The following is a 25,063-nucleotide window of genomic DNA, read 5'->3' on the forward strand; positions in this document are numbered from 1 at the left end:
CCGGACGGCACGGTCCCGCATGATGCTTGACACCTTCGCTCTTCTTGAATTTACTCAACGGCAATGAATAAAGAGCGGCGTGGCGACTATGCGCTCGCCCAGAAAGTGGGAGCAAACAAGCGTTCACACCCGAACGTGTCTTGCTCCAGGCGGTAAGGGGGAGGAAGCCATGGCGCCCGCGTCGATGGCGGAACGCGGATTGACCTCCGCGCGCATCCGTCACTACCACCATCGTGTCGTGCTGCAGCGCCTGCGACGCCTGCGCGAAGCCTCCAAGGCCGACCTTGCCCGCGCCGCCAACCTGACCAACACCGCCATCGGCGAGATCGTCTCCGACCTGCAGGCCTTCGGGCTGATCTCCGTTGTCGGCAAACGCTATCACGGCCAGCGCGGGCAGCCGGCGACGCTGCTGCGCCTGGAGCCGACGGGGGCCTATGGCATCGGCGTGCGGATCGACCGCAACCGCATCGAGACCGCCCTGGTCGATCTCGGCGGTCATCTCATCGACAAGCGTTCGCATGACTATCCCCTGCCGGCTCCGCAGGAGGCCCTGGCCGTGGTCGCGGCCGACGTCGCCGATCTCAAGGCCATCGCCGACGGCCTGTCCCCCGGACGCGTGCTCGGCATCGGCCTGGCGCAGCCCTACAATCTCGGAGCCTGGCTCGATCGGCTCAATTTGGAGATCGACACGCTGTCGCTGTGGGAAGGCTATGACTTCGCCGCCGCGCTGCAGAGCCTGACCGGCCTCGACGTCCATGCCGAGAATGACGGCACCGCCGCCGCCATCGCCGAGCTCTTTTATGGTTTTGGCCGGGAATCAGACGATTTCGTCTATTTCTTCATCGGTCCGGCGATCGGCGGCGGCGTGGTGCTGGGCGGCGACTATCGCCGCGGCGCCCAGGGCAATGCCGGCGACGTCGCCATGCTGCCGGTGCCGCCCTCCCGCCTGGCCTCGGTGCCTCCGCCCAAGGGCCCCTATGACATTCTGCTGGCGCGGGCCTCCATTGCCGCCCTGATGCGCCATCTCGGCTGGCATGGCCGCAAGATCGTCGGCCCGCACGATCTGCCGGCCGCCATCGCCGCCAATCCGGCGGCCCTGGAAGAATGGATCGCCGATTGCGTCGACGCCCTGGTCGGGCCGGTCCTGTCGGCACAGGCTCTGCTCGACGTTCCCAATGTGGTCATTGACGGCGACCTCGGGGCGCCGATCATGCAGGAGATCGTCTCGCGACTGGAAACCGCGCTGGCCGCGGCCATTCCCGAGGCACGCAGCGCACCGGTGCTGCGGCTGGGCACCTTCGGCTCGATCGCCCATGCCCTGGGTGCCGCCAGCCTGCCGCTGTTCATCGACTTCGCGCCGCGGGCCACCTTGTCGGCCAGCGCCCGCCCGATCGCGTCGCTGGGAGAGACACGCCTGGCCTGATTCCTCCTCAAAGGCGGATCAGCGCTTTTCTTCTTCCTTCAGCCAATCGAGGCGGATGAGGCCGTTGCCTTCCTTAGCAAAGAGCGGAGCCAGATAGTCGCCCACCGCCCGCAGTTCCTCGTCCAGCTTCCAGGGCGGGTTGAGGATGATTATGCCGCAGCCATTCAGGCGGTCGATGCGCTGCACGGTGTAGCGGCTGAGTTCGAAGCGCAGGATGCGACCGGCGGGCAATGCCGCCACCTTGCGGGCGAAGCTCTCGACCTCGCGCATGCCCTTGATCGGATACCAGATGGCATAGATGCCGGTGGCCCAGCGTCGCAACGCCTGCGCCAGACCCTCGGCGATGGCGCGAAACTCGTTGTCCTCCTCGAAAGGCGGGTCGATGAAGACGAGGCCCCGCCGCTCGGGCGGCGGCAGCAGGCCGGGCAGCAAGGCCCAGGCATCGCCCTCCATCACCTTGGTCCGCTTGCCGCGGGCGAAATTGCCACGCAGGCGGCTGGCATCCTCGGGATGCTTTTCGCAGAAGACCAGGCGGTCCTGGTCGCGCGTCAGGTCGGCGGCGAGCCAGGGCGAGCCGGGATAGAGCGGCGGGGACTGGGCCATCAGCCCCTGGCAGAGATCGTGCCAGGGTGCGATCAGTTCGGCGACCCGCACCGATGGCGGATTTGCCGCCATCAGGCCGACGCCATCCCGCCATTCGCCGGTGCGGCGGGCTTCGTCGGCTTCCAGACTGTAGAGCCCGGTGCCGGCATGGGTGTCGATCACGCGGAACGGCGCATCCTTGGCCTTGAGATGGGTCAGGATGCGCGCCAGCACGATATGCTTGAGGACGTCGGCAAAGTTGCCGGCGTGGAAGGCATGGCGATAGTTCATGATGCGTGTTGCGGAGCCTTCGATTTCGCTTTCCTGCCGATATAACCCTCCCAGATCGCCACGACGAGCATGATCATGGTGGTGATGCCGCTGATCATCAAAAGATCGGTCATGAAGGCGAAAGGCGCGGTGATGGCGAGCGCCAGCAGGCCGACGACATGGGTGATCGGCACACCGCCATAGATCAGGCGCTTGTAGAGCGCATTGCCGAGCAGATAGATCGCCGGCCCGCCGAAAATCACCGCCATGCCACCGAAATCGACGTGATGGGCGGGGTGGGCGATCGACAGATCATTGCCGACGGCCGTGACGATGACGCCGGCGATCAGGACGACATGCAGATAATGCGTATAGGCGGCGATCTGTCCGGGCCTGTCGGATTCGACGATCGCCTCTGTCGCATCCTTGGTGGAGATGTCGAAATAAACCCACCACATGGCGATCGAGCCGAGGAAGGCGACGAAGAAGGCGATCAGGCCGGGGGCATCCCAGGCCGCCGACTTGGCCAGGGTGGCTCCGGTGACCAGGACGGATTCGCCCAGCGCGACGATGACGAAGAGCGCACAGCGCTCGACGATGTGGCCGCCTTCCACCGTCCATTCCTTGCCGGGATCGGAGCGGCCGAGCCCCGGCAGCCAGAAGCCGAACCAGGGGGCGAAATATTCGCAGGCCACCGCGACGATCCACAAGACAATGCGGGTTTCGCCCTCGGCGAGGCCGCCGGCGATCCAGATGCAGGCCGCGATCAGGTTCCAGCCGATCATGCGCTGGAAATTGCGGGAGATCGGGGTACCGGCACCCAGGCTGAACAGGGCGAAGGCCGTGCGCCCGACCTGGATGGCCGCAAAGCAGATCGCAAAGATCAGCCCGCGTTCCCCGAAGGCCTCCGGCAAGGCGGCTGCCATCACGAGCCCGAGCGCCATCAAGGCGAACAGGCAGATACGGACCGGCGTCTTCTCCGGATCGAACCAATTGGTGAACCAGCAGGTATATTGCCAGGCCAGCCAGACGGCGAACCACAGGACCAGGGTCTGCAGCGCCCCGCCCCAGGAAAGATGCTCCAGAAGCGAGTGGGAAAGCTGCGTCACCGTGAAGACGTAGACGAGATCGAAGAAGAGTTCCGCATAGGAAACGCGAGCCTCATGACCATCGCGCTCACGTAGAAAACTGGTGGTGCCGCCCTGCTCTGCTGCCATTGTACCTGTCACCTCCGCCCAGCCCATATCGCCGGGAAGCCACTGGAGTGGCAAGAGGGGAAATCGCAGCCGGGCGGCATGGCAGGCAGAAGTCCACGGCTTAGGTCGCCCGCACGTCGGCATCCGCAGCGGAGACGATCGAGGTAGGCCACGACATGACTGGACCGGCAGGGTCATGTCGAGACGGCACGCCCGGCAATTGGGCACGACGAGGCGATCCTCCCCACCCGCAAGCGGAGAGAAGACGAGACCGATGTCCCGTCCTAAAAGCGGCGTTCAAATCCGGATCACGTAGCTCTTGCGCGTCGTCTCCACCACTTCCCAGCTGCCGGCAAAACCCGGTTCCAGGATCATGGTGTCGCCAGGGCCCAGTTCGACCGGCGCCCCGCCATCCGGCGTGACGATGGAGCGGCCTTCGAGCAGGGTACAGCTCTCCCATTCCTCGTAGACGATGCGCCAGCGCCCGGGCGTTGCCTCCCAGATGCCGCAGAAGGTCTTGCCATCGGCGCTCTCATAGCTGTTCCAGGTGCGGAAGGCCGGATCGCCGGCTTCCAGCCGTTCAGGCTTGGGTGCGCCCGCCTCGGCCTCCCCTTCCCCCACGCCTGCGAATTTGAGCCATAGAGCCATGTCGATTTCCCCCAAGCGATGTCAGTTCAGCGCTGGTATCAGAATGTCGCGCGTCCGGCAGCCCTGATAACGCAGCTGCGTCGGGCAGGTCCGGAAAGTGCGCAGATCCTTGCTCAGGCAGATACGCAATTCCGTGAGCACGCTGCCACGCTCGCCCCGGCTGCAGACCACGGTCATCATGTCGGGCCGCAGGCCGGGATTGGCTTGCGAGAAGGCCCGCCCGATCTCGATCGGTGCGGCCCGGCTGTCCTGCCCCGGGGCCCGATAGGCTTCGGGGACGACGATCCGGCGATAGAGCGTCGCCATCGCTTCGAAATAGCGGGTCGGGGACAGGCCCGAACAGGTGCCATGCTTGCGCCACTCATAGCGGGCCAGGCCTTCGGAGGGCATCACGCCCCGGGTTGCGGCGAGGTCTCGCCGCTGCACGAAGGCACCGGGATTGCATTCGGTGGGAAAATCGCGCTCCCCCTGCGGCCACAGGCCATGGACAAGGAAGCCGAGGCGCGAACCGATATCGCACTGGTCGGGCTGCTTGGCCGCGCCGCCCGTGGCGCAGAAGCCCGGCGACCAGGTCAGCGCGAGCAGATAGAGATCAAAATCACCTGGTGTCCCGCCGCGGATCTCTCGCGCGGCGAGGCCGCTGCTCGCCGCCACCATGACAATGGCCGCGAGCAGAAGACGGATCACGGACGCGCCATCTTGCAGGCGGGCGCATAGGCTAGGTTGTGGTCGGTGCCATCGACGCACCATTCCACGCCCCAGCTTGCGCCGATCCAGCCGGTATCCTCGGCGATCGCATAGGAGACGCGGCGATAATGCCCGTCATTGGTCAGCACGCGCGCCACGCAGAAGCGGCGCGGAATGTAGCTCGCGCCCCAGGGCCGGAAGGCGACCTGGCGATGACGGTCGATCTGCTGGATCGCCAGGTTGGAATGCCAGTAATTCGCTTCCTTGCGGGCAAAGCGCGCGGCGATCTGGTCGGAGACGGCCTTGTCGGCGCAATGGGGCAGGACGGCGTCGTAATTAGGCCCGGACAGCCAGAAATTCTTTTCCAGCGCCGAGGCGGCAAGCGCCGGCGCACAGGATGCAGCCAGCAGGACGGCGGCAAGACCGGCAATACGCATGATGAGAATCCTTAAATCAGCAACTCATGCGAATCTGTCCGCGCTGAGGCCAGCCGTCAAGCACCAAGCCATGGGGCCGGGCCCCAATTGCTGCCGTTCGCAAGGCGGCCTGACAATCGCTCGGCTTGCTGCTGCCCCCAAGACGACATGATCGCCTTCGTCTGTCACATTTCTGTCAGGAAACACGGTTGTTTTGCAGCAGCCATGAACAGGCTTAAACATGGATCATGAAACGGGGCGTCGATTCGGCCATGCAGAAATTCACCACCGCCCGCGAAGCTGCGCTGGCACTCCGCCCGGACGAACCGGTCTATGGCTTCCGACCGCAGGTCCTGGCGGCCGATGCGCGCGAGTTCATGGCCCAGTTTCCCGGCAAGACCGCCTATGCCGTGAAGACCAATGGCGAGCCGATGATCCTCAAGGTGCTGGCAGAGGCCGGCATCACCTCCTTCGACGTCGCCAGCCCGGCCGAGTTCGAAGCAGCCCGGGCCGCTTCGCCGAACTGCGAACTCCTTTATATGCATCCGGTCAAGGCGCAGTCCCATATCCGCCTGGCGCTGGAGACCTATGGCATTCGCGAACTCTCGCTCGACCATGAGGACGAAGTCGCCAAGATCCTGCGCATCGTGCGCGCCCTCGACATTCCGCCCGAGGAGATCACGCTGTTCCTGCGCCTCGCCACCAAGGGTGCGGCTGCCTACGAACTCTCCAAGAAGTTCGGCGCCACGCCGACCCATGCGGTCGAGCTGCTCGATCGCATGGCCGGCATCGGCTTCAAGACCGGCATCGCCTTCCATGTCGGCTCCCAGGTCGAGGATCCGGAGACCTATGAACGGGCGATGGCCTCCGTCGCCTGGGTGCGCTCGCGCATCAAGGAGGATATCGTCAGCCTCGACATCGGCGGCGGCTTTCCCGCGCAATATGGCCTCGACCCCAAGAAGAAGGGCTCGAACCAGGGCACGCCGACGACCGAGGCGCTGATGCGCCAGATCCGGGCCGACATCGCCGACTGGAAGCTGGACGACCTGCCGCTGGTGGCCGAGCCCGGCCGGGTGATCGTGGCGCGCTGCCTGTCGGTGATGGTGCGCGTGCTGCTCAAGAAGGGCCAGCGCCTCTACATCAATGACGGTGTCTGGGCCTCGCTCTCCGATTCATGGACGGGCAAGCTCCTGCTGCCGACCCGCTTCATTCCCGATCCCGCCCGCAAGCGCCGCAACGGCTCGCCCGACAAGCTGTTGCCGTTCCGCATCTGCGGTGCGACCTGCGATTCCGTCGACATCCTGACCCGCCCCTTCTATCTGCCCGAGACAATCGACACCGGCGACTGGATCGAGATCGGCCATATCGGCGCCTATTCGCTCGGCCTGCGCACCCGTTTCAATGGGTTCTTCCCCGACAAGTTCGTCGAGCTGGAGACCCCGTTCGAGGAAGAGCCCGGCGTCAGCATTCCGATTGCGGCGGAGTAGAAATCTTCTTGCCCTGTTCTTTTATCGCCGAGCGTTGATCTGAACTTCGAAATCATTTGCTCGTGACGGAAACTACCCCTAGCTTGGTGACGTAGTAGAATACACTACTTGTTCTATGCCTTGGGGGTTCTCTTGATCCGTCTTCTCGGTATTTTTGCTGTTTGCCTTGCTTTAGCCTCCTGTGCGGGACGCGTATCGCTCTCACCGGCCACCGATGCCGGCCTGGCATCGCGAGGCTGGGAGGAAGCGCGTAATCTGGCATATTACGCGCCGTCGGGCGTGCGTCTCACCAAAGGGCTTATCTGCAGGAGCGCACGCTGCGGTGGGCCAGGCTTCGTGATGACCGGAACCGCTTCCCTGCCGAACGGCAGCGCACTGGGTTTCCGGGGCGTGATGGCCAACCGTTCTCTTACCGATGCCAAGCTCCTCCACGCACTCCGGCTGCTTAGCGAGGGCTCTCCGAACCTGGCGGGAATCGACGGCCACCTCATCGGCGCACGTAAACGGGCCAATTCGGTCGAGCTGACGTTCTCCTTTGCCAAAAGCACGCCCCAAACGGGCCGCATCGTCGGACTGGCCCGCGCCGATGTCAGGGGAACCGACATGTCGGTGGTGGTGGCCGGTGGCCCCACCATGGCCAGTGCGCGGCAGCGGTTGGGGCTGCTCCCCAATTAGAGGATAGCCCGAGCCAGGCCGCCGTCGATCGGGATGGCCGCGCCCGTGACATAGGAGGCGAGGTCACTGGCCAGGAAGGCGGCAACGGCACCGAATTCATCGGCGGTGCCATAGCGCCCGATCGGAACCTCGGCCTGGCTCTCCGCCGCAATCGCCTCTGCATCCACGCCGCGCGCCTCGGCATCGAGGCGGTCGAGTACCTTGGTCCGTTCGGTATCGAGCCGGCCGGCCAGCAGCAGGTTGACGGTGACGCCATCCGCCGCCACCTCGTTGGCAAGGCTCTTGGCCCAGCCGGCCACCGCCGCCCGCAAGGCGTTCGAGGCCGTCAGTCCCCTGATCGGCTCCCGCACGCTTGTGGATGAGACCACGAGGATGCGGCCCCAGCGCCTTGCCTTCATACCCGGCAGGACATGGGCGGCGATGCCCAGGCCCGTCAGGAAGAGAGCATCGAACTGTCGATGCCATCTTGCGCTATCCGTTTCGCCGGCACCGAAAGGCGGCGGCCCGCCGCCATTGAGCAGCAGAATATCGACGCCGCCCCATTCGAGATCGATCCGCTCGAACATGGCTGCGACATCGGCGGGATTTTCGAGATCGGCACGAATACCGAAGGAGGACGGCGAGACGCCGCGGAGTTCCGCGGCCGTCGTCTCGAGTGCTGCCGCGTCGCGTCCAACCGCGGCGACGACCGCCCCCTCCGCCGCCAGGCGGGCGGCCACGCCGCGCCCGAGGCCCTTATTGCCACCGAGCACCAGGGCCCGCTTACCTTCAATTCCGAGATTCATGTTTCTATCCAATATTTTGTTGCGTCATCCGTTCAGCGCACATGCACGATGGCATCGACCTCGACGGCGACGCCCAAAGGGAGCCCCGCCATTCCCAAGGCGGAACGGGCGTGCTCGCCTCGGGATCCGAGGATCCTGAGAAACAGCTCCGAGGCACCATTGCCTACCTGCGAGATCTGGCTGAACCCGGCCGCGGCATTGACATAGACGGTGAGCTTGGCGACCCGGACGATCCGATCGAGATCGCCCTGAAGCTCCCTGTCGAGCCAGAACAGCACATTGGCGGCGCATAGTTCGGCGGCCTTGCGGGCCTCATCGAGGCTCACGCCGTCGCCAACCTTGCCGATGGCCGTGATCTCCTTGCCGCGTTCCGGAATCTGGCCGGAGATGTAGACGATGTCGCCGATACGCACACAGGGCTCGAATGGCAGGTCGGCGCGGACAACCAGCGGCGGTGTCAGGCCGAGTTGGTGAAAAATCTGGCTGATCATGAACAAGGCTCCCTTCCGGCGATGTGACGGAATGGGCTTGCCAGATCGAGAGGTTAAAAAGTATCCTTATAATGATGATATAAGCATCAGGATAATTTATGGATCGAGATCTGGATCCTTATCTCCTGCGAGCTCTGCTTGCCGCGGCCGAAACCGGGACGATCAGCGCGGCAGCCGAACGGCTGTCCCGGACGCAGGCGGCGGTCAGCATGCAGTTGCAGCGGCTCGAAGGCGATCTCGGCACCAGACTGCTCGACAGGACGCCGCGCGGCGTCTCGCTGACGCAGGCCGGCGAAACATTGGCGGCCTATGCCAGGCGCCTGCTCGCGTTGACCAGCGATGCGCGGCGACAGATCGAGGGCCGGCAACTGGCCGGCAGAGTCAGGCTGGGCCTGGTCGAGGACCTCGCAATGACGCCATTACCACTCGCACTCGCCGAGTTTCGGCAGCAGCATCCCAAGATCCAGCTCGACCTGATGACGGCCCACAGTCCCGAACTCGACGGCGCCGTGCGGGAAGGCCGCTGCGACATCGTCATCGGCGATCCCGCCCGTTTCGGTTCGGCGCCCCATTTCCACTGGTCCCGGCGGCTGGTCTGGGGCGGCAGCCGCCTCATCGACCTGTCCGACGCTGCGCCCGTACCTTTTGTCGCCTTCGAGGAATCCTGCACCTGGCAGGACAGGACAGCCGTCGCCTTTGCCGAAGCCGGCATCGCCTGGACCATCGCCTGCCACGTCACCACGTTCGCTGCCCTGGTCGGCGCATTGCGTGCCGGTCTCGGCATCAGCCTGATGTTGCCGGAGACGCTCCCTGCCGACTGCGAAACCTTGGCACCCCGCATTCGCCTGCCGGCACCGCCCAGCGCCCATTTCGGCCTGTTCCTGGGGGAAGAACCGAGCAATCCCACCCGGCAGCTCGCGGCGTTCCTGCGGGACCGGCTGGTTGCCTGAGCATATGCGCCGATCCTGTTTGGCGACATACAGGAGGGATGACGTCTTGTCATCCGTTGCAAAGACCTTTCCGCGGAACACTCGGATGTCCCGCCTGACAAGGGAGCAGCTGTGTGGCTGTCTTTTCAACCCCAACCCCCGCCAAGCGTAACTTGGAAACCCCAATGCTTGTCTATTGAAAACGGTACAATTTAACCATTAATATCTCATTAGCTGCCAATGAAGTCGAAAATTCGCTCATTCTTTGTAACCGAATTTGTATTGACCGGATAATTTCTTGACGCTTCAAATTTTTAATTGCCAATGTCTGAAGCCAATGCAAATTTCTGTTGTGGGACTTGGGGGGCCCAAATCCAGGTCGTCAAATGAAAAATATTGCCATTGTAGGATCGTTGGCATTTACTCTTTCTGGATGTACAACGCTTGGCGTCATGCAGGCGAACGAAACAATACCGGCAGGGAGGATAAGAAAGGTCGACTTTTATTCGGCGCTGCATGAGGATTGCTCCTCAATGGGAGAGCCAACGGTTCGCATCTCCCAGCAACCCCAGCATGGCCATCTCGAAATTAAACCCGGCAAGGACTATTCCAGATTCACGAAGACAAACCCCCGCAACGTCTGCAACAAGATGCCGACACAAAGTGCTCAGCTCTGGTACAAGCCGGACTCAGGATATACTGGAACAGATACCTTCTCGGTGCTGATCATATATCCTGACAACGGCACCAGATCGAGAAATTACACGATCCATGTCATCTAGGACTGAGACACCAGGGCGTGCGCGATGCCCTTGTTGCCGGGTCGTCGCGCAATCGCCGAAAGCTCCGGCTTAAGCTCAATCTTTCAAGGGGTTGGGGACTCCTGTGCAGGGTCCCCTGCCCTCAGTGATGCCCATGCAGGCATTTGTCGTGATCGGCCAGGATCTCGATCACGCGGCATTCGTCGACGCGGCCATGGCGGCAGCCTTCCGCCATGCGCTGCAATTCAATTTTCAGCGCCTGCAGGCTGGCAATGCGCTGTTCCACTTCGACCAGGCGAGCCTGGGCAATGGCGTCGGCCGCCGCGCAGGACTGGCCGGGATTGTCCTGCAGGTCGAGCAGGGTCCGGATCGCGTCGACCTCGAAGCCGAGTTCGCGCGCATGACGGATGAAGGCGAGCCTGCGCACATCGGCTGCCTCATAGAGACGCCGGTTGCCGTCGGTGCGCGGCGGCGCCGGCAGCAGGCCCACCTGCTCATAGTAACGGATGGTCGGCACCTTGACGCCGCTGCGCTTGGCTGCCTCGCCGATCGCCACGCCTGAAAGCTTCATTTTCCGCTTGCTCCTCTAGCCACTAGAGGATGTAGTTGCCTTCGCAGAAGATGCAACCCATTCGAAATGCGAGACTCGAAATGGCTATCGCTGCGACCCAGACCCGTTACCGCGTGGAGGGCATGGACTGTGCTTCCTGCGCCAGCAAGATCGACAAGGCCGTGCGCGGCGTCACCGGCGTGGAGGACGTCTCGGTATCGGTGACGGCAGGCACGATGACGGTCAAGCATGGCGACGGCCAGGATCTCGGCGCGGTCGAGGATAGGGTCCGTCGCCTCGGCTACAAGGTTTCTCCCCTGGCCAGCGCAGCGCCGACGACCGTGGGAGCGAAGCCAGCTCACGATCATAAGCACGACCATGATCACGGCGCCTGCTCCGGTCACGACCATGCTCATGCGGGGCACGTCCACGATCACGACCATGATGATCATGACGATCATGCCGGCCACGACCACGGCAAACACGATCATGGCAAACATGATTATGGCGCCCAAAGCGAGGCACCTGCCCTCGCCGGCCTGCATGGCCATGACCACGGCCCTTCTTCCGGTCCCTGGTGGCGCTCGGGCAAGGGCCAGCTCACCATTGCCGCCGGCGTCGCGCTGGTGGCCGCCTATGGCATCGGCCATCTCTTTCCTTCGATCGCGGTCTGGGCCTTCGACATCGCCATGCTGGTCGGCCTCATCCCAATCGCGCGGCGCGCCTTCGTGGCGGCTCGCTATGGCATGCCCTTCACCATCGAGATGCTGATGACCATCGCCGCCGTGGGCGCGGTGATCATCGGGGCGGCCGAGGAAGGCGCCGCCGTGGTCTTCCTGTTCCTGGTCGGCGAATTGCTGGAGGGCGTCGCGGCCGGAAAGGCGCGCGCCAGCATCCAGTCTCTTGCCAGCCTGGTGCCCAAGACCGCCCTTCTCGAAGAAGAAGGACGCACCAAAGAGGTGCCGGCGGAAACGCTTGCCGTCGGCGCCGTGATCCTGGTGCGACCGGGCGACCGCATTCCCGCCGACGGTGTCATCGTCTCGGGCGAGAGCGCCATCGATGAGGCGCCGGTCACCGGCGAAAGCACGCCCAAGCGCAAGGAGACCGCCGACACGGTTTTCGCCGGCACCGTCAATGGCGACGGCGCCCTGCGCATCCGCGTGACGGCCAGCGCTGCCGACAACACAATCGCCCGGGTGATCAAGCTCGTCGAGGAAGCCCAGGAGAGCAAGGCGCCGACCGAGCGCTTCATCGATCGTTTCTCGCGCTATTACACGCCGGGCGTGGTGGTGGTCGCGGCCCTGGTGGCCATCCTGCCTCCCCTCCTCGGCGGCGCTTCCTGGAACGAGTGGATCTACAAGGGCCTGGCGATCCTCCTGATCGGCTGCCCCTGCGCTCTGGTCATCTCGACGCCGGCCGCCATCGCCGCCTCGCTCTCGGCCGGTGCGCGCCGTGGTCTCCTGATGAAGGGCGGCGCCGTGCTCGAAACCGTGGGCAAGATCACCGCTGCCGCCTTCGACAAAACAGGCACGCTCACCGAGGGCAAACCCAAGGTAACCGACATCGTGCCGCTTGGCCGCGACGAGGCCGAGGTGCTGAGGCTGGCCGCGGCCCTCGAGGCCGGCTCGAGCCACCCGCTCGCCATCGCCATCCTGGCCAAGGCAGCCGAACGCAACGTCCTCGCTCCCGTCGCCCGGGACTCCAAGGCATTGGGCGGCAAGGGCGTCACCGGCAGCATCGATGGCCTCGCCCTCTTCCTCGGCTCGCCCAAGGCTGCGGCCAGCGAAACGGCGCTTCCCGCGGACATCGTGACGCGCATCGAAGCCTTCAACCAGGAAGGCAAAACCGTCTCGGTCCTGCTGGCCGGCGGCGTGCCTGCGGGGCTGATCGCCATGCGCGACGAGCCGCGCGAGGACGCCATCGCCGGGCTGTCGGCCCTGCGTGCGGCCGGCGTGCGTACCCTGATGCTCACCGGCGACAATGCCCGCACGGCCCAGGCGATCGGCAGCAAGCTCGGGCTGGAAGTGCATGCCGAACTCCTGCCGCAAGACAAGCAGCGTATCGTCAACGAGCTCAAGGCGCAGGGGTTGACGGTGGCCAAGGTCGGCGATGGCATCAATGACGCCCCAGCCCTGGCGGCGGCCGATATCGGCATAGCCATGGGCGGCGGCACCGACGTCGCCCTGGAGACGGCCGATGCCGCCGTGCTGCATGGGCGCGTCAGCGATGTGGCCGGCATGGTCTCGCTGTCGCGCTGCACCATGACGAACATCCGCCAGAACATCACGATGGCACTCGGGTTGAAGGCCGTGTTCCTGGTCACCACCATTGCCGGCATCACCGGGCTGTGGCCGGCTATCCTCGCCGACACCGGGGCGACCGTGCTCGTCACCTTGAACGCGCTGCGCCTGCTCCACACGAAAATCGGCTGAGGACAGCCAATTCTCCCATTCGACCTGCAAAGGGCGCGCGGACTCCGGTCCCGCGCCCTTTTTTATGGCGCAGTCTCTGCCTGGACTGCCCTACGAGCGACCTTGACGCGTCGGCCCGGGCATCGTATATATCCACTAGGTTAATTAACTGGATGGCTATATACGATGCCCGACCATCTCAGCGACACCTTCTCGGCCCTGGCCGACCCGACCCGCCGGGCCATCCTCGCCCGACTTGCACAGGGTGAAGCGACCGTCATGCAATTGTCGGAACCCTTCACGCTGACTCAGCCGGCCATCTCAAAACATCTCAAGGTCCTGGAAAAGGCCGGCCTGATCACTCGCAGCCGCAGCGCGCAATGGCGCCCTTGCCGACTGGAGCCGGGCCCGCTGCGGGACGCCTTCGACTGGGTCCAGCACTATCGCCGCTTCTGGGACGACAGCTTCGACCGCCTCGACGACTATCTCGCCGAACTCCAGTCCCAAAAAAGCGACAAGGACAACCAGCATGACTAGCGCGCCCTCCATTCCCCCGGCCGCCAAAGAGCACGAACTCGTCATCACCCGCCTGTTCAAGGCGCCGCGCGAACTGGTGTTCAAGGCCTGGACGGAGCCGCAGCACCTGGTTCGCTGGCCCGGACCGAAGGGGTTCACGGCGACCTCGGACAAGTTCGATTGCAGCCCGGGAGGCTTCTATCGCACTTGCCTGCATGCCCCGGACGGCACCGACCATTGGGTGCGCGGCACCTATCTGACGGTGGAGCCGCCGGCCCGCCTCGTCTTCACCCATGCCTGGGAGGGCGATGACGGCAATCCCGGGCCCGAGACCATCGTCACCGTCACCTTCAAGGACGAGGACGGCCAGACCTTGATGCACTTCCACCAAGGCGTCTTCACCACCCTCGCCTCGCGGGACGGCCATGGCGAAGGCTGGAGCCAGAGTTTTGATAGGCTCGAAGCCTACCTGACCGAGGTGTCGCCATGAAGCTGTTCTATTGTGAGACCCTGAACCCGCGCAAAGCCTGCGCCGTTGCCCGGCATCTCGGCTCCCCGGTCGAGTTCGTGCGGGTGAACCTGGCGCATGGCGAGCATCGCCGGCCCGACTTTCTCGCCATCAATCCGAACGGCCGCGTGCCCGTGCTGCAGGACGGCGACTGGTCGCTCTGGGAAGCCAATGCAATCATGTGCCATCTTTCCGACCTGGCACAGTCGGACCTGTGGCCGCATGACGTCCGCCAGGTCGAGGTCATGCGCTGGCTGAGCTGGGACGCTCATCACTTCACGCGTCCCGCCGGCACCTTGTGGTTCGAGCATCTGATCAAGCCCCTCATCGGCATGGGCCCGCCGGACCCAGCTTTGATTGCCTCCGCCACGGCGGAGTTCCACAGCGCCGCCGCATTGCTCGAGCGACACCTCGCCGGACGAAACCACGTCGTCGGCGACCGCCTGAGCATTGCCGATTTCGCCCTGGCCTCCGCTCTGCCGGATGCGCAGGCCAGCCGCATTCCACTCGACCCCTATCCCAATATCCGCCGCTGGCATGACAGCCTGCTCGATATCGAAGCCTGGCGCCAACCCTTCCCCGTTTCATCAGCGCCGCTCGCCGCCTGAATCAATCGCATCTCACACCATTTCTCACCGACGAGGCCCCTGCCATGCGCAAGCTCAAGCTGGAAATGCAGATATCGGCCGATGGCTTCAGTTCGAGCCATGACGGCAACAATGACTGGATGGCCTGGAACTGGGCGCCGGATTGGGGCTGGGACGAGGAACTGCGCCGCTACCACCACGACCTCACCTTTTCCTCCGACTGCATCCTGCTCAGCCGCATGATGGCCGAGGAGGGCTTCCACCAGCACTGGCAGACGGTCTCGGAGGATTCCGCCAGTCCCCAGTCGGGGTTCGCCAGGGCGATCAGCGACATGCGCAAGATCGTCTTCAGCCGTACCCTGACGGACTCGCGCTGGGCCAATACTGAGATTGCCGGAGCCGGCCTCGCCGAGGAGGTCAACCGCCTCAAGCGCGAACCTGGCAAGGACATCATCGTCTATGGCGGTCCCATCCTGGTGTCCTCGCTGGTCGAAGCGGGGCTGATCGACGAATTCCACTTCATCATCAATCCAGCCGTGCTGGGCAGCGGCAAGCCGATGCTCGGGGAGCTTCGCAAGACGACACGGCTCCGGCTCGTCGACGCCCGCCCCTTCGCCTGCGGCGTGGCCGTGCTGCACTATGCCAGGACGTAGCGGCTTCGGTTAGGCCTCCGTCTTCAGGAAATCGACGAAGGCGCGCAAGGCCGGGCGCATCAGGCGCCGGCTAGGATAGTAGAGGAAGAGACCCGGAAAGGCCGGGCACCAATCCTCCATGAGGCGCACGAGCCTGCCTTGGGCAAGCGCCTCCGCCACGAGCCCCTCGATCAGCACAGCCAGCCCCTGCCCCGCCAAAGCGGCATCGAGCATCAGGGCGTCGTCATTGACGATGAGGCTGCCCGTCACTGCCAGTTCGATGGCCTTACCATCCCGTTCGAGCTCCCAGCGATAGAGGGAGCCATCGGTGAAGCGGCGCTGGATGCAATCGTGATCGTGGAGATCCGCGGGCAGTTCCGGCCTGCGCCGGCCATCGAGATAGCCGGGCGCCCCGACGATGGCAAAGCGCAGCGGGCCGCCGAGCGGCACGGCGATCATGTCCTGCTGCAGGCTTTCGCCGAACCGTATGCCGGCGTCGAAACCCGACGCCACGATATCGGTGAAGGCATCCTGGGCCAGGATTTCCACGCTCACCGCGGGATATCGGCGCATGAAACGCAGGGCCAGCGGCAGCAGCACATGCTGCACGGCCGTGCGTGGCGCGCTGAAGCGGAGCCTCCCGGCGATGTCCGCCTGCGAAGCGCTCGCCTGTTCGAGCGCCTCCTCGATCGATGCGAGCGCCGGCTGCAATTGCCCCAGCAAGCGTTCCCCGGCGGCGGTAGGCGCAACGCTCCGTGTCGTGCGGGCCAGCAGCCGCACGCCTAGGCTTTCCTCGAGACCCGTGATCGCCTGACTGACGGCCGACACCGACATGCCGAGCTTGCGAGCCGCGGCACGAAAGCTGCGCTGCTCTGCGATAGCCGAGAGAATGACGAGACTGGGTAGATCGGTTCGTTTCATTGTTCAGTTATACAAAACAAGCCATTTAAAAAAGCATGGATTATCGAACAACTCAATGAGGTGCATGGTCGCCGATATTACGGAGGACCACATCATGAAGACACGCCAACTCGGCACCGAGCTCAGCGTTTCCGCCATCGGCCTCGGCTGCATGGGCATGAGCTTTGCCTATGGCGGCCAGGCCGAGGCGGATGCCATCCGCACGCTGCATCGCGCCGTCGATCTCGGCATCACCCTCTTCGATACCGCCGAGGTCTACGGACCCTTCACCAATGAGGAGCTCGTCGGCAAGGCGTTGAAGGGGGCCAGGAACAAGGTGGTGATCGCGACCAAATTCGGTTTCCGCATTGCCCCGGAAGGCCAGGATCGTGACCGTATCATCGGTGTGGACAGCCGTCCCGAACATGTGCGCGCCGTTGCCGAAGCCTCGCTTCGCCGTCTCGGCGTCGAGACCATCGACCTGTTCTACCAGCATCGTGTCGATCCCGCCGTGCCCATCGAGGACACGGTCGGGGCCATGGCGGAGCTGGTGAGAGAGGGCAAGGTCAAGGCCCTCGGCCTGTCGGAAGCCGGCGCGACGACCATCCGACGCGCCCATGCCGTCCATCCGATTGCCGCGGTCCAGACGGAATATTCACTGTGGAGCCGCGATGTCGAGGCGGATGTGCTGCCGGTCTGCCGGGAACTCGGCATCGGCTTCGTGCCCTACAGTCCGCTGGGCCGCGGCCTGCTCACCGGCACGATCCGGGATCACAGCACGCTCGCCGCCGACGACTGGCGCAAATCCCTGCCCCGTTTCCAGGAAAGCAACATGGCGGCGAACCAACGCCTGCTGGCGAAATTTGCCAGCATTGCCGAGGACAAGGGGGTAACGCCTGCCCAGCTCGCACTGGCCTGGGTGCTGCACCGGGGCGACCATATCGTGCCTATTCCCGGGGCCCGGCGATTGTCCCATCTGGAAGACAATGCGGCGGCGGCCGCAATCTCGCTCACGGCGGCCGATCTTGCTGCCATCGACGAAGCCATGCCTCCGGCCAGCGTCAGCGGCGAGCGCTACATGCCGGAAGCCATGGCGCTGGTCGACGCCTCCTGAGACAAAGCAATCAGCATCGCCTCAGGACGCGCGATACCTGCAAAAGCACACCCTGGCCGGCGCCGGCCCTGTCCAGATGTCCCCGGACGATCAGGCAAGACCACTGGCGCCAAGTACGGCGGATCGCGGCGGCATCCGCGGGCCTTGCCTGCAGCCGGGGCAGCGGGCCTCGGTAGAGCGGGTGCGGCGAGTCGGCCGCATCCACCGGCTGGATCGCCATTTCGCCCCAGGGACATGGCGCCCGGATGCACATGATCCGAAGCGGCGCCAGACGCAGTGTTTGCAACCGGTCCCGCGCAAGACCCACTGCCGGAGCAAAGGCGCCAGCGAAAATGACCGCCGCCGCCATGCCAAGGGACAGATACCGAATTGCCCGCATCGCTCGCGCTCCCATCATGGCCGCCCCCTCATCCATCCCAGCATGGCGCCCGGGTTCCCGCTGTTGTCCTGGCAACAGGCAGCGTTGTTTGGGCGCTTTCAATGCAAAAGGCAGGCTCGCGGCCTGCCTCCTTGCTTCGTCTCGCCGGTCTCAGCTCCGTCAGGCCGCAGCCGACTGGCTCTCAGGGCGCACCGCCTGATTGAAGTCTTCGATCAGGCTGCGAGTGATGGTGCCGGGCGTGTAGCGATGTTCGAGGATCTCGCTGACCGGCGTGACCTCTGCTGCCGTGCCGGTGAGGAAGCACTCGCTGAAGCTGCCGAGTTCGTCCGGCATGATGCGCCGTTCGATCACGTCCAGACCGCGGGCCTTGGCAAGATCGATCACCGTGCGGCGGGTGATGCCGTCCAGGAAGCAGTCGGCGATCGGGGTGTGGATCTTGCCGTCCTGGATGAAGAAGACATTGGCACCGGTGCATTCGGCCACACGGCCCTGCCAGTCATACATCAGCGCATCGGCATAACCGCGACGCTCGGCACGATGCTTGGAGATGGTGCAGATCATGTAGAGGCCGGCGGCCTTCGACAAGGAAGGTGCCGTCTTCGGATCGGGCCGGCGATATTCGGCCACATCAAGGCGAATACCCTTCATCTTGGTCGCCATGTCGAACATGCTCGGCCATTCCCACACGGCGATGGCGGTGTGGATGGTGGCATGCTGGGCGGCCACGGCCATCATTTCCGAGCCACGCCAGGCCACCGGCCTGACATAAGCATCCTTCAGGCCATTCTTGTCGAGCACGGCCTGCTTGGCGGCATCGAGTTCCTCGACCGAATAGGGAATGGCGAAATCAAGAATCTCGGCAGAACGCTTGAAGCGTGCGGAATGCTCGGAGGACTTGAAGATCTTGCCGCCATAGGAACGCTCGCCCTCGAAGACGGCACCGCCATAGTGCAGCCCATGCGAAAGAACATGAAGCTTGGCATCGCCCCAGGCCAGCATCTGGCCATCCAGCCAGATAAAGCCATCGCGTTGATCGAAGGGCAACATCGACATGACACATCCTCCAGCGCTTAGCGCTTCCTCGAGCAAAGTGCGTCTTGGCGAAAACGCTTGCTTGCTCTTACTCTTCGGTTCGACACGTCTCGGCGATTCCTGGCGTTTCCGTCGAATCGCAAAACGTGTTGGAGCAAATGGCAAAACGCCGACTTGCTCCATTTGCGGAGCCCTGCATCCCCTGGCGATTTCACCGGGGCGCAAGACAGCTTGGTAACCGCAATGTTATAGCCATTGGCGGGCAGTTGCGGAAACTGTTCCGTTCGCCGCGAGCGTCTTTTTCGCTCGGGACGTGGCTGGATAATGGCAACCGTCGCTTTTGCGTCGGGGGGCAAATCCCCTTATGTTTCGTGCCGGAAACGGCACCGCGCCTCGCGCGTTGAGATATCCACCCGTTCCAGAGCAAAGCGCGTTTAGACGGAAACGCTATTTTGCTCTAACTCTTTGGTTCGATGCGTCTTTGCGATTCTTGGCAATTCTGCCAAATCGAGAAACGCTCCGGCGGAACATCCTTTCGCGCTGAGCCCGGTTTGCGTAACGATCTGACGAAAATATGTCAATATGGCTGACGTAAATTTCTCGTTCTCCCCTGCCTCCACGCCACGCTCGGAAACCGAGCAGGGCGAGCCCCCGCTTTATGAGCTGATCGAACTCTTCTTCTTCGCCTATCGCGACTTCGTTGCCGATCCCGACCATGCCCTCGAAGCCTATGGTTTTGGGCGGGCCCACCATCGCGTGCTGCATTTCGTCGACCGCAATCCCGATCTTACTGTCGCCGAATTGCTGGATATTCTGAAAATCACCAAGCAGTCGCTGGCCCGGGTGTTGAAGGACCTGGTCGACCAGGGCTTCATCCTGCAGCGCGAAGGCAGGGAAGATCGTCGGCAGCGTTTGCTGACCACCACGGTGAAAGGCAAGCAACTGGCCGTCGAACTGGCAACGACGCAATCCCAGCGCATCGCGCGAGCACTCGCCGAAGCCGGGCTGACCGGCCCCGAGCTGGCGCAACGCTTCCTGTTCGCCATGGTCGATCCGGACGGGCGGGCGGAAGTCGCCCGGCTCATCAGCGGCAACGTCACCAAAGGCGACAAGATCCGGGGTGAAAAACGATGAACAAGGTTGCCGTCCTTCCCGACGACGCCCCCCATATCCTGCTGGTCGACGACGACAACCGCATCCGCACCCTGCTCTCGCGCTATCTCGGCGAGCACGGCTATCGCGTGACCACGGCCGAACACGCGGCCAGCGCCCGGCAGCGCATCGAGGCGATCACCTTCGATCTGATGATTGTCGATGTGATGATGCCAGGCGAGAACGGTTTCGACCTGACCCGCTGGATCCGCACCGGCTCCAGCGTGCCGATCCTGATGCTGACGGCACGCGGCGATCCGGATGATCGCATCAAGGGCCTGGAGATCGGCGCCGACGACTATTTGCCCAAGCCGTTCGAACCGCGCGAATTGCTGTTGCGCCTCAACAATATCCTGAAGCGGGCGGTTGCTCCGACACCGGCGGAACCGGTGCGCGACATCGTCACCTTCGGCGACTTCACCTTCCATGTCTCGCGCGGCGAACTCCAGCAAGGCGGCGAGACGGTTCGCATCACCGAACGCGAGCGCGACATGCTGCGCCTGCTGGTCGAGATCCCGCGCGAGACGGTGGACCGGCTGGCGCTTGCCGGTTCGGCCGCCGACATCGCCAATGAGCGCACGGTCGACGTGCAGGTGAACCGCCTGCGCCGCAAGATCGAGAAGGATCCGGGCAATCCGGTCTATCTGCAGACGGTGCGCGGCACAGGATACCGCCTGATGGTCGACATGTGATGCAGTCCCGTCCGCCGGCCCTTCAATCTGCCGGAGCGCTGCTCCGCAAAGGCCTGTCGCGGGCGTCGGAGGCCGCCCGCATTGCGTTGCCCCGGATGCGAGAACTCGCCGCCGGCCCCGGGCGTGTGCTGTCGGCACTGGGCGACCGCATGCCCAAGGGCCTCTATGCCCGCTCGCTGCTGATCATCATCACGCCGATGGTGCTGCTGCAGGCCATCGTCACCTACATGTTCATGGAGAAATATTGGCAGGGCGTGACGGCGCGGCTGTCGGCCGCCACCACCAAGGACATCGCGGCGATCGTCGAGCTCTACCAGCAAATGCCCCATGACAAAGGCACGACGGACCTGCTCCAGTTGGTGGCCCAGAAGCAGCTCGCGCTCGGCATCGAGTTCCGCCCCCTCGAGGATCTGCCGCCGCGCGGTGCCCGGCCCTTCTTCGACATTCTCGACCAGGCGCTGTCGGACGAGATCCGCATGCGCATCGGCCTGCCCTTCTGGATCGATACGGTCGGCCGCTCGGATTTCGTCGAGATCCGGGTCAAGCTCGATGATGCCGTGCTGCGCGTCTTCGCCCGTCGCAGCCAGACCTTCGCCTCCAACTCTTATATCTATCTGCTCTGGATGCTCGGCTCCTCGCTGATCCTGATCACGGTGGCGATCCTTTTCCTGCGCAACCAGATCCGGCCGATCCAGCAGCTCGCCAATGCCGCGCAGGATTTCGGCAAGGGGCGCGATGTCCAGAACTTCCGCCCGCGCGGGGCTCGCGAAGTGCGCCAGGCCGCGAGTGCCTTCATCGAGATGCGCCGGCGCGTCGAGCGCGCCTTCGAGCAGCGCACCGCCATGCTCAACGGCGTCTCGCACGACATGCGCACCATCCTGACACGCTTCAAGCTGTCCTTGGCCCTGCTCGACGAAAGCAGCCCCGAATATGAGGATCTGCAGAAGGACGTCGACGAGATGAGCCGTATGCTGGAGGCCTATCTCGCCTTTGCGCGCGGCGACGCAGCGGAGCAGGCCGAAGCCACCGACATTGCCGCCCTGCTGGAGGAGCTGCGCGCCAATGCCATACGCCACGGCCAGGATGCCCGGGTCAGCTTCCAGGGCGATCCCATCGTGGTGGTGCGACCGGACGCCTTCCGACGCTGCCTGACGAACCTGGTATCCAACGCCCAGCGTTTCGCCAGGACCATCGTCATCACCGGGGTGCGCGAGCAACGCTATCTCGTCGTCACCGTCGACGATGACGGCCCCGGCGTGCCCGAAGAAAGCCGCGAGGACGTGTTCAAGCCTTTCTTCCGGCTGGACGAGGCCCGCAACCAGGATCATGGCGGGACAGGCCTCGGCCTCGCCATCGCCCGCGACATCGCCCGCTTCCATGGCGGCGACATTACCCTCGCCACCAGCCCATTGGGCGGACTGCGTGCGAATGTGCGCATCCCGGTCTGATGCCGATCAAAGATCGGCAGATGCCCGGCGCTGGCCGATCTACTTGTCTGTACTGACTTTCCCGCCACCGGAGGTGCCACGCGCCAGCTTCAGCGCCGCTTCGATGCCGTCCTCCAGGATCGCGTCGGACTGTTCGGGATTGGGGACGACGCGCGCGAGCTGAAGCGTTCCAGCCAGCAGGGCCATGATGGCGGTAGCGGTGCTGCGGCGCATTTCGGCATCGCCACCGGGCAGAGCGTCCGCGACCACGCCGATGCTGCCGAAGAGTTCCTCGGTGAAGACGGCCCGGGTCGTCTCGGACTGGCGCGCGATCTCACTGGAAAGCGCGGCGATGGCGCAGCCCTTGTCGGGCATATCCCGGTGGATAGGACGCAGATAATAGCGGATCAGCCCTTCGATCGGGTCATCGGCGCGCTCGGCGGAGCGGCGCAGCTTGCCACGCCGTTGTGTCAGCGTATGGGCGACGGCTTCCCGCACCAAGGCATCCTTCGAGGCGAAATGGCTGTAGAAGCCGCCATGTGTCAGCCCCGCATCGGCCATCAATGGCGCAATGCCGGTGCCGTCGATGCCATCCCGCAACAGGCGCAACGCGGCGGTTTCGAGAATCTGCCGGTGCGTCGCATCCTTATGGCCCTTGTCATAGCGCATGAACAGCCTCGCCTCCTGTCACGGATCGCGCCGCCGGAAAATCCACGGCCAGAAAATCGACGGTCTGGCCGATCACACCAGCATCGCTGAGAATGCGGCCATGACCAAGCCCGTCCAGCTCGATCAATCCTGATCCGCGCCAATATCTGGCAATTTCGCGCGCTTCGCCAATGGCGACGACGCGATCGTCCCTGGAATGGAGGAGAAGAGCCGGTTGCGTCAACCGCTCGGCAAAACTGGGCAGGTCCATGATCGGCAATTCGGTACCCAGGCGGATGAGTTCGTCGGCCATATGGGCGAGATCCCTGGTGTCGACCACCCCCAATGCCATTGCCGCCGCCCGCATCTGACGGCCGTAATTGGCGGGTGACGCAATCAGGACCACGCGCCCAGCCTCCAACCCGCCGGCCAGTGCGACGGTCAGGACCGGCCCGCCGACGGAATGGCCGATCACGCCATGCAGGCGCCCACAGGCCTTGCCGACAGCGGTCACGGCCCTGGCCATCTGTGGGATGGTCGCCGAGACGCCCTCGGAGCTGCCATGAGCCGGCAGGTCGACCGCGATCACGCCGAGACCGCGCGCGAGCAGGGGTTCCACGAAAGCGAGCATGTCGAGATGGGAGGCTTCCCAGCCATGCACGAGGAGCACTGGTTCGCCTTGACCCCAGCGCCAACCGGCGATGACGGCGCCATCATGCTCTACGGAGAAGGGGATAGCACCTTCGGGAACCGTGACAGGGCGCGGGGGAAGCCGCCGGGGCGTGATCATCTGCAGAGCCAGCCTGCGCGGGTCGATGCGTTCCGAAAGATCCATGACCACTCTCCTCTTTAAATTATGATCATAATATAATATGTCACTCGTCATGCAATAGGTACTCCGCAGCATCAGCGAGGATTGAGCCATGTCCAGCAGCGACCCCATCGTCATCGTCTCCGCCACACGCACACCGCTGGGGCGTTTCCAGGGTGACCTCTCCAGCCTGCCCTCCCCCGTGCTCGGAGCGCATATCGTGAAAGCGGCCCTGGCAAGAGCGAACCTCGCCGCTGATCGCGTGGACGAGGTCTTGCTGGGCTGCGTGCTTCCGGCCGGCCTTGGCCAGGCGCCGGCCCGTCAGGCCGCCCGCCAGGCAGGACTGCCCGACGCCACGGGCGCAACGACCGTCAACAAGGTGTGCGGTTCCGGCATGAAGGCGACCATGCTAGGCCACGATCTCCTTCGCGCCGGTTCCGCCGACATCGTGGTGACGGGCGGCATGGAGTCGATGTCGAATGCGCCCTATCTGCTGGCCAAGGCACGCAGCGGCTACCGCATGGGCCATGACCGCCTTCTCGACCACATGATGCTCGACGGCCTGGAGGACGCCTATGAAGGCGGCCGCCCGATGGGCGATTTCGGCGAGGCGACGGCTGAGGCCTATCAGTTCAGCCGCGACGACCAGGACGCCTATGCCGTGGAGACCCTGACCCGCGCCCGCAAGGCGATCGAAACCGGTGCTTTCGCCGCCGAGATCGCACCGGTGGAGGTGCCGGGCAAAGGCGGATCCAGGTTGATTGCCGACGACGAGAACCCGCTCAAGGTTTCACCCGACAAGATCCCGCAACTCAGGCCGGCCTTCCGCAAGGACGGCACCATCACCGCCGCCAGTTCCTCGGCCAATGCCGATGGCGCGGCCGCACTCGTCCTCACCCGCCGCTCCATTGCCGAGCGCGACGGCCTGCCCGTGCTCGCCGAGATCAAGGGCCATGCCACCCACAGCCAGGATCCGGCCTGGTTCACCACGGCGCCGATCCCGGCCATGCGAAAACTGCTCGAACGTACGGGCTGGCGCGTCGGCGATGTCGACCTGTTCGAAATCAACGAGGCCTTCGCCGCAGTCGCGATGGCGGCCCGCCACGACCTCGACATCCCGGCCGACCGTCTCAACATCCATGGCGGGGCCTGCGCTCTCGGCCATCCCATCGGTGCCACCGGGGCGCGCCTCATCGTTACCCTGCTGCACGCTTTGGCCCGCAACGACCTCAAGCGCGGCGTCGCCTCGCTGTGCATCGGCGGCGGCGAGGCAACCGCCATCGCGATCGAGAGAGTCGGATAAGCGGAGGCGGCTTGATGTTACTGCAGTGTCGACCTCCTGGTCGACATCGCC

General features: G+C 64.3%; 27 protein-coding genes. 15 read left to right on the forward strand and 12 right to left on the reverse strand.

Annotation, left to right across the window (positions count from 1 at the left end; all coding sequences use genetic code 11):
- The first annotated feature begins 169 nt into the window (after nucleotides 1-169).
- The gene (locus tag ABXS05_RS12395) at nucleotides 170-1,423 is read left to right on the forward strand and encodes an ROK family protein (protein ID WP_311933475.1); all 1,254 of its coding nucleotides are present in this window, start codon (nucleotides 170-172) and stop codon (nucleotides 1,421-1,423) included.
- Between the two features lie 18 nt (nucleotides 1,424-1,441).
- On the opposite strand, the gene ABXS05_RS12400 is transcribed toward ABXS05_RS12395, so the two are convergent.
- The 5 genes from ABXS05_RS12400 to ABXS05_RS12420 all read right to left on the reverse strand — a co-directional run bounded on the left by ABXS05_RS12400 (nucleotide 1,442) and on the right by ABXS05_RS12420 (nucleotide 5,243).
- Nucleotides 1,442-2,296: a 23S rRNA (adenine(2030)-N(6))-methyltransferase RlmJ gene (locus tag ABXS05_RS12400; RefSeq protein WP_367624125.1), complete on the reverse strand. Its 855-nt coding sequence runs from the start codon at nucleotides 2,294-2,296 to the stop codon at nucleotides 1,442-1,444.
- Nucleotides 2,293-3,492 (reverse strand): low temperature requirement protein A, encoded by a 1,200-nt coding sequence (locus ABXS05_RS12405; protein ID WP_311933481.1) that lies wholly within the window; start codon nucleotides 3,490-3,492, stop codon nucleotides 2,293-2,295. The genes ABXS05_RS12400 and ABXS05_RS12405 overlap by 4 nt, the downstream gene beginning before the upstream one ends.
- Before the next feature lie 276 nt (nucleotides 3,493-3,768).
- Entirely contained in the window at nucleotides 3,769-4,119 is a 351-nt protein-coding gene (locus ABXS05_RS12410) for a cupin domain-containing protein (RefSeq protein WP_311933483.1), read from the reverse strand.
- Nucleotides 4,120-4,140: 21 nt separating this feature from the next.
- Nucleotides 4,141-4,806, reverse strand: coding sequence for a ribonuclease T2 family protein (locus tag ABXS05_RS12415; RefSeq protein WP_367624126.1), 666 nt, complete (start codon nucleotides 4,804-4,806; stop codon nucleotides 4,141-4,143).
- A complete protein-coding gene (locus ABXS05_RS12420) occupies nucleotides 4,803-5,243 on the reverse strand; it encodes a hypothetical protein (RefSeq protein WP_149254242.1) in 441 nt (146 codons plus the stop codon). Before ABXS05_RS12420 ends, ABXS05_RS12415 begins: the two co-directional genes overlap by 4 nt.
- A gap of 251 nt (nucleotides 5,244-5,494) precedes the next feature.
- Here ABXS05_RS12420 and ABXS05_RS12425 point away from each other — a divergent pair, with 251 nt between their 5' ends.
- The gene (locus ABXS05_RS12425; RefSeq protein ID WP_311933487.1) at nucleotides 5,495-6,709 is read left to right on the forward strand and encodes an alanine racemase; all 1,215 of its coding nucleotides are present in this window, start codon (nucleotides 5,495-5,497) and stop codon (nucleotides 6,707-6,709) included.
- Nucleotides 6,710-6,841: 132 nt separating this feature from the next.
- Nucleotides 6,842-7,384: a hypothetical protein gene (locus ABXS05_RS12430; RefSeq protein WP_367624127.1), complete on the forward strand. Its 543-nt coding sequence runs from the start codon at nucleotides 6,842-6,844 to the stop codon at nucleotides 7,382-7,384.
- Here the strand turns inward: ABXS05_RS12430 and ABXS05_RS12435 are convergent.
- Together ABXS05_RS12435 and ABXS05_RS12440 are read right to left on the reverse strand one after the other, a co-directional pair.
- Nucleotides 7,381-8,169, reverse strand: a complete 789-nt coding sequence (locus ABXS05_RS12435) for an SDR family oxidoreductase (RefSeq protein WP_311933491.1) — start codon at nucleotides 8,167-8,169, stop codon at nucleotides 7,381-7,383. The two genes, ABXS05_RS12430 and ABXS05_RS12435, sit on opposite strands and share 4 nt — an antisense overlap.
- Before the next feature lie 32 nt (nucleotides 8,170-8,201).
- On the reverse strand, nucleotides 8,202-8,660 hold the full coding sequence (locus tag ABXS05_RS12440) for a RidA family protein (RefSeq protein ID WP_311933492.1): 459 nt from the start codon (nucleotides 8,658-8,660) through the stop codon (nucleotides 8,202-8,204).
- 98 nt (nucleotides 8,661-8,758) lie between these two features.
- On the opposite strand from ABXS05_RS12440, the gene ABXS05_RS12445 reads away from it, so the two are divergent.
- Together ABXS05_RS12445 and ABXS05_RS12450 are read left to right on the forward strand one after the other, a co-directional pair.
- Nucleotides 8,759-9,610: a LysR family transcriptional regulator gene (locus ABXS05_RS12445; protein WP_311933493.1), complete on the forward strand. Its 852-nt coding sequence runs from the start codon at nucleotides 8,759-8,761 to the stop codon at nucleotides 9,608-9,610.
- A 365-nt stretch (nucleotides 9,611-9,975) separates the two neighbouring features.
- Entirely contained in the window at nucleotides 9,976-10,371 is a 396-nt protein-coding gene (locus ABXS05_RS12450; RefSeq protein WP_367624128.1) for a hypothetical protein, read from the forward strand.
- Between the two features lie 121 nt (nucleotides 10,372-10,492).
- Here the strand turns inward: ABXS05_RS12450 and ABXS05_RS12455 are convergent, their stop codons facing one another.
- Nucleotides 10,493-10,921: a MerR family transcriptional regulator gene (locus ABXS05_RS12455; RefSeq protein WP_311933495.1), complete on the reverse strand. Its 429-nt coding sequence runs from the start codon at nucleotides 10,919-10,921 to the stop codon at nucleotides 10,493-10,495.
- 80 nt (nucleotides 10,922-11,001) lie between these two features.
- On the opposite strand from ABXS05_RS12455, the gene ABXS05_RS12460 reads away from it, so the two are divergent.
- From ABXS05_RS12460 to ABXS05_RS12480, 5 genes are all read left to right on the forward strand, one after another.
- On the forward strand, nucleotides 11,002-13,332 hold the full coding sequence (locus ABXS05_RS12460; RefSeq protein ID WP_367624129.1) for a heavy metal translocating P-type ATPase: 2,331 nt from the start codon (nucleotides 11,002-11,004) through the stop codon (nucleotides 13,330-13,332).
- A gap of 165 nt (nucleotides 13,333-13,497) precedes the next feature.
- Nucleotides 13,498-13,848, forward strand: a complete 351-nt coding sequence (locus tag ABXS05_RS12465; RefSeq protein ID WP_367624130.1) for an ArsR/SmtB family transcription factor — start codon at nucleotides 13,498-13,500, stop codon at nucleotides 13,846-13,848.
- The gene (locus tag ABXS05_RS12470) at nucleotides 13,841-14,317 is read left to right on the forward strand and encodes an SRPBCC domain-containing protein (RefSeq protein WP_367624131.1); all 477 of its coding nucleotides are present in this window, start codon (nucleotides 13,841-13,843) and stop codon (nucleotides 14,315-14,317) included. The genes ABXS05_RS12465 and ABXS05_RS12470 overlap by 8 nt, the downstream gene beginning before the upstream one ends.
- Nucleotides 14,314-14,943, forward strand: a complete 630-nt coding sequence (locus tag ABXS05_RS12475; protein WP_367624132.1) for a glutathione S-transferase family protein — start codon at nucleotides 14,314-14,316, stop codon at nucleotides 14,941-14,943. The genes ABXS05_RS12470 and ABXS05_RS12475 overlap by 4 nt, the downstream gene beginning before the upstream one ends.
- Nucleotides 14,944-14,987: 44 nt before the next feature.
- On the forward strand, nucleotides 14,988-15,575 hold the full coding sequence (locus tag ABXS05_RS12480) for a dihydrofolate reductase family protein (protein ID WP_367624133.1): 588 nt from the start codon (nucleotides 14,988-14,990) through the stop codon (nucleotides 15,573-15,575).
- 9 nt (nucleotides 15,576-15,584) lie between these two features.
- On the opposite strand, the gene ABXS05_RS12485 is transcribed toward ABXS05_RS12480, so the two are convergent.
- On the reverse strand, nucleotides 15,585-16,475 hold the full coding sequence (locus tag ABXS05_RS12485) for a LysR family transcriptional regulator (protein WP_367624134.1): 891 nt from the start codon (nucleotides 16,473-16,475) through the stop codon (nucleotides 15,585-15,587).
- 94 nt (nucleotides 16,476-16,569) lie between these two features.
- Here ABXS05_RS12485 and ABXS05_RS12490 point away from each other — a divergent pair, with 94 nt between their 5' ends.
- Nucleotides 16,570-17,568, forward strand: coding sequence for an aldo/keto reductase (locus ABXS05_RS12490; protein ID WP_367624135.1), 999 nt, complete (start codon nucleotides 16,570-16,572; stop codon nucleotides 17,566-17,568).
- Between the two features lie 538 nt (nucleotides 17,569-18,106).
- On the opposite strand, the gene ABXS05_RS12495 is transcribed toward ABXS05_RS12490, so the two are convergent.
- Nucleotides 18,107-19,000, reverse strand: coding sequence for a branched-chain amino acid aminotransferase (locus ABXS05_RS12495; protein ID WP_367624136.1), 894 nt, complete (start codon nucleotides 18,998-19,000; stop codon nucleotides 18,107-18,109).
- 561 nt (nucleotides 19,001-19,561) lie between these two features.
- Between ABXS05_RS12495 and ABXS05_RS12500 the strand changes: the two genes are divergently transcribed.
- The 3 genes from ABXS05_RS12500 to ABXS05_RS12510 all read left to right on the forward strand — a co-directional run bounded on the left by ABXS05_RS12500 (nucleotide 19,562) and on the right by ABXS05_RS12510 (nucleotide 22,271).
- Complete coding sequence (locus ABXS05_RS12500; RefSeq protein ID WP_311933512.1) at nucleotides 19,562-20,113, forward strand: MarR family winged helix-turn-helix transcriptional regulator; 552 nt, start codon at nucleotides 19,562-19,564, stop codon at nucleotides 20,111-20,113.
- Nucleotides 20,110-20,823 (forward strand): response regulator, encoded by a 714-nt coding sequence (locus ABXS05_RS12505; RefSeq protein ID WP_311933514.1) that lies wholly within the window; start codon nucleotides 20,110-20,112, stop codon nucleotides 20,821-20,823. The genes ABXS05_RS12500 and ABXS05_RS12505 overlap by 4 nt, the downstream gene beginning before the upstream one ends.
- 95 nt (nucleotides 20,824-20,918) lie before the next feature.
- Nucleotides 20,919-22,271, forward strand: a complete 1,353-nt coding sequence (locus ABXS05_RS12510) for an ATP-binding protein (protein ID WP_311933516.1) — start codon at nucleotides 20,919-20,921, stop codon at nucleotides 22,269-22,271.
- 39 nt (nucleotides 22,272-22,310) lie between these two features.
- Here ABXS05_RS12510 and ABXS05_RS12515 read toward each other — a convergent pair whose 3' ends face one another.
- Together ABXS05_RS12515 and ABXS05_RS12520 are read right to left on the reverse strand one after the other, a co-directional pair.
- Entirely contained in the window at nucleotides 22,311-22,919 is a 609-nt protein-coding gene (locus ABXS05_RS12515; RefSeq protein WP_367624137.1) for a TetR/AcrR family transcriptional regulator, read from the reverse strand.
- A complete protein-coding gene (locus ABXS05_RS12520; RefSeq protein ID WP_367624138.1) occupies nucleotides 22,909-23,733 on the reverse strand; it encodes an alpha/beta fold hydrolase in 825 nt (274 codons plus the stop codon). The genes ABXS05_RS12515 and ABXS05_RS12520 overlap by 11 nt, the downstream gene beginning before the upstream one ends.
- 88 nt (nucleotides 23,734-23,821) lie before the next feature.
- Here ABXS05_RS12520 and ABXS05_RS12525 point away from each other — a divergent pair, with 88 nt between their 5' ends.
- Nucleotides 23,822-25,012, forward strand: coding sequence for an acetyl-CoA C-acyltransferase (locus ABXS05_RS12525; RefSeq protein WP_367624139.1), 1,191 nt, complete (start codon nucleotides 23,822-23,824; stop codon nucleotides 25,010-25,012).
- Nucleotides 25,013-25,063: the final 51 nt, after the last annotated feature.

This window comes from Labrys neptuniae (assembly GCF_040797145.1).
In the GTDB taxonomy this organism is placed as follows: domain Bacteria; phylum Pseudomonadota; class Alphaproteobacteria; order Rhizobiales; family Labraceae; genus Labrys; species Labrys neptuniae.

Excerpts from the sequence above, each read along its gene's own strand:
- ABXS05_RS12395 (WP_311933475.1), top strand. The coding sequence starts at position 170 with ATGGCGCCCGCGTCGATGGCGGAACGCGGATTGACCTCCGCGCGCATC.
- ABXS05_RS12400 (WP_367624125.1), bottom strand. The coding sequence starts at position 2,296 with ATGAACTATCGCCATGCCTTCCACGCCGGCAACTTTGCCGACGTCCTC.
- ABXS05_RS12405 (WP_311933481.1), bottom strand. The coding sequence starts at position 3,492 with ATGGCAGCAGAGCAGGGCGGCACCACCAGTTTTCTACGTGAGCGCGAT.
- ABXS05_RS12410 (WP_311933483.1), bottom strand. The coding sequence starts at position 4,119 with ATGGCTCTATGGCTCAAATTCGCAGGCGTGGGGGAAGGGGAGGCCGAG.
- ABXS05_RS12420 (WP_149254242.1), bottom strand. The coding sequence starts at position 5,243 with ATGCGTATTGCCGGTCTTGCCGCCGTCCTGCTGGCTGCATCCTGTGCG.
- ABXS05_RS12425 (WP_311933487.1), top strand. The coding sequence starts at position 5,495 with ATGCAGAAATTCACCACCGCCCGCGAAGCTGCGCTGGCACTCCGCCCG.
- ABXS05_RS12435 (WP_311933491.1), bottom strand. The coding sequence starts at position 8,169 with ATGAATCTCGGAATTGAAGGTAAGCGGGCCCTGGTGCTCGGTGGCAAT.
- ABXS05_RS12440 (WP_311933492.1), bottom strand. The coding sequence starts at position 8,660 with ATGATCAGCCAGATTTTTCACCAACTCGGCCTGACACCGCCGCTGGTT.
- ABXS05_RS12445 (WP_311933493.1), top strand. The coding sequence starts at position 8,759 with ATGGATCGAGATCTGGATCCTTATCTCCTGCGAGCTCTGCTTGCCGCG.
- ABXS05_RS12450 (WP_367624128.1), top strand. The coding sequence starts at position 9,976 with ATGAAAAATATTGCCATTGTAGGATCGTTGGCATTTACTCTTTCTGGA.
- ABXS05_RS12455 (WP_311933495.1), bottom strand. The coding sequence starts at position 10,921 with ATGAAGCTTTCAGGCGTGGCGATCGGCGAGGCAGCCAAGCGCAGCGGC.
- ABXS05_RS12460 (WP_367624129.1), top strand. The coding sequence starts at position 11,002 with ATGGCTATCGCTGCGACCCAGACCCGTTACCGCGTGGAGGGCATGGAC.
- ABXS05_RS12465 (WP_367624130.1), top strand. The coding sequence starts at position 13,498 with ATGCCCGACCATCTCAGCGACACCTTCTCGGCCCTGGCCGACCCGACC.
- ABXS05_RS12470 (WP_367624131.1), top strand. The coding sequence starts at position 13,841 with ATGACTAGCGCGCCCTCCATTCCCCCGGCCGCCAAAGAGCACGAACTC.
- ABXS05_RS12475 (WP_367624132.1), top strand. The coding sequence starts at position 14,314 with ATGAAGCTGTTCTATTGTGAGACCCTGAACCCGCGCAAAGCCTGCGCC.
- ABXS05_RS12480 (WP_367624133.1), top strand. The coding sequence starts at position 14,988 with ATGCGCAAGCTCAAGCTGGAAATGCAGATATCGGCCGATGGCTTCAGT.
- ABXS05_RS12485 (WP_367624134.1), bottom strand. The coding sequence starts at position 16,475 with ATGAAACGAACCGATCTACCCAGTCTCGTCATTCTCTCGGCTATCGCA.
- ABXS05_RS12490 (WP_367624135.1), top strand. The coding sequence starts at position 16,570 with ATGAAGACACGCCAACTCGGCACCGAGCTCAGCGTTTCCGCCATCGGC.
- ABXS05_RS12495 (WP_367624136.1), bottom strand. The coding sequence starts at position 19,000 with ATGTCGATGTTGCCCTTCGATCAACGCGATGGCTTTATCTGGCTGGAT.
- ABXS05_RS12500 (WP_311933512.1), top strand. The coding sequence starts at position 19,562 with ATGGCTGACGTAAATTTCTCGTTCTCCCCTGCCTCCACGCCACGCTCG.
- ABXS05_RS12505 (WP_311933514.1), top strand. The coding sequence starts at position 20,110 with ATGAACAAGGTTGCCGTCCTTCCCGACGACGCCCCCCATATCCTGCTG.
- ABXS05_RS12510 (WP_311933516.1), top strand. The coding sequence starts at position 20,919 with ATGCGAGAACTCGCCGCCGGCCCCGGGCGTGTGCTGTCGGCACTGGGC.
- ABXS05_RS12515 (WP_367624137.1), bottom strand. The coding sequence starts at position 22,919 with ATGCGCTATGACAAGGGCCATAAGGATGCGACGCACCGGCAGATTCTC.
- ABXS05_RS12520 (WP_367624138.1), bottom strand. The coding sequence starts at position 23,733 with ATGGATCTTTCGGAACGCATCGACCCGCGCAGGCTGGCTCTGCAGATG.
- ABXS05_RS12525 (WP_367624139.1), top strand. The coding sequence starts at position 23,822 with ATGTCCAGCAGCGACCCCATCGTCATCGTCTCCGCCACACGCACACCG.